Here is a 1958-nt window from a genome sequence, read left to right on the forward strand (position 1 = left end):
CTCATCCAATGCTCGTTTCCATAATCCACGTAATTATATTAATTTTTAGGAGGGAGAGCCATGCCGAAACATAAAATGGTGTTAAGCACGACTGAACCCAATAACAATATTCCATTGGTTCGGATCATTCAAGATGACAAAAATAGTCATACGTTTGAAGCTGAAATTGTCGAAGACGGACAGTTGTTACAGTTTGAAAACGAAATGGTCTTTTTTAATGCGGAAATCGGGACTTATAAGGTTCGAGACAAAGTAGACACGGTCTTTTATGATAGTAGCCGTGTATCGTATCAGTTGAATGATGCCTTTTTGCAAAAGGTAGGTGAATTTAACGCTTGGTTTAGTTTTGCAAATAGCGATGAACCCGAATCAGATTTATTCAGTACCATGCGTTTTACTTATCGAGTCCTTCCGGGTATTCGAAAAAACATATGGGAAGGAAACTATTTTTGGGATTTACAAGAACTAGTTGATTACTATAAACGCTACAAACACCTTATTGCAGGCATTGTTGAGAACGAAGATTTTAGCGGATTAATTGACCAACTATCTGAAATTGACGGAAGGACAAATCAACTTGATAATTTCGCCACAGCTTCGAAAATAGATGCGGAGCAAGGGGTAGTTTCAAATAAGTTCATGACGCCTCAACGAGTTAACCAACAAACAAGTGCTCGTTTAGCAACCGATGAAGAAGCAAGATTAGGCGCAAACAGTACTAAATTAATGACCCCTCAAGCAACAAAAGAATTTTATGATGCAAACATGGTGACGCGACACTTTGACATCACGCAGTTAAGTAATGTTCGAGATGGCAATATTTATTTGACACGTATGGGGGATCTCGTGGTCATGCATGGAAATATTCAAGCAAGAGACGATGCGAACGCTTCGAATAATGCACACTTTGCGCCATTGATTGTTCCTACAGGATTTAAACCTACAGGTGATACAGGATTAGCCCATGAAATTCCCGCAATGTTTGGTCCAGCATTTGGCAGAGTGCAGGCTGCTGGAAATATTATTCTTGCAGTAGGAATGAATGGTCCTCGTTGGCATAATATTTCAGGTTCCTGGACAACGGCCGACGAATTTCCCAGATGAAGCCGAGAACACGTTGCCTCGGCTTTACTTCGTAGAAGCATTAGAACAGTTACGTGAGAAACTTGATCCTAAATTATTCAATGTAGGTATTGTTACAGACTCACACTTTGATGAAGGAACTTGGCGAACTCAAGCTTATCGATCAATGAAAAATCTGAATAATGTTTTATATATCCAAAATGATTTAGACGCTATTGCCGCTTTAGGCGACAACGTGGATAGCGAACATCGAGACAAATCAATTAATGTCCGGAACTTAGAGCGCTACTGTGTACGATATTCGCAAGGAAATAACCCGAATAAGTTTATTATCCGAGGAAATCATGACTCAGGTTCTGCTATTTTAGATTCGAATAATGAAGGAAATAACGTGTTTGAAAAGGATATTATGACTGGTGCAGAGCAGTTGGAAATCTTTAAAAACCATTTAAACCAAGAAGGTAAATTTTATGGGAATGGTCAGTATCATTACAAAGATTTTCATCAGAAAAAAATCAGATTGGTTTTTATTGATATGATCGATAACCCTTTAATTAGAAATCAAAATGGCACATTGAAATATGTCGATCAATGGAGCTATGCCCTGCAAGAAAGACAACTGCAATGGCTTGCAGAAGAAGCTTTAGGAACTTTGCCAGATGACTATCATGTGGCAATTTTTAGTCATGTTCCATTGATGCCAGAAACGGTCACGACAGACCCAATAAAAAATGGTGAGCTACTCAAAGCGTTACTCACAGCTTTCATAAACAAAGAAAGTACGCTACTACATTCCAATTTAAGTGATTTTGTCGTTGATTTTTCAGTCGATTTTACACATCGAAAAGAGAGTCATTTAGTTGGTTTATTTGCTG

At 38.4% G+C, this 1958-nt stretch carries 2 protein-coding genes; both read left to right on the top strand.

The features are described from left to right. Positions 1-60: 60 nt before the first annotated feature. The gene (locus AB0Q96_RS39140) at positions 61-1104 is read left to right on the top strand and encodes a BppU family phage baseplate upper protein (RefSeq protein ID WP_365334152.1); all 1044 of its coding nucleotides are present in this window, start codon (positions 61-63) and stop codon (positions 1102-1104) included. Further along, positions 1043-1958: metallophosphoesterase (locus tag AB0Q96_RS39145; RefSeq protein WP_365334154.1), on the top strand; the 916-nt coding region annotated here is incomplete at its 3' end. The genes AB0Q96_RS39140 and AB0Q96_RS39145, both read left to right, overlap by 62 nt.

The organism is Streptomyces sp. NPDC093111 (assembly GCF_040683955.1).
GTDB lineage: Bacteria > Actinomycetota > Actinomycetes > Streptomycetales > Streptomycetaceae > Streptomyces.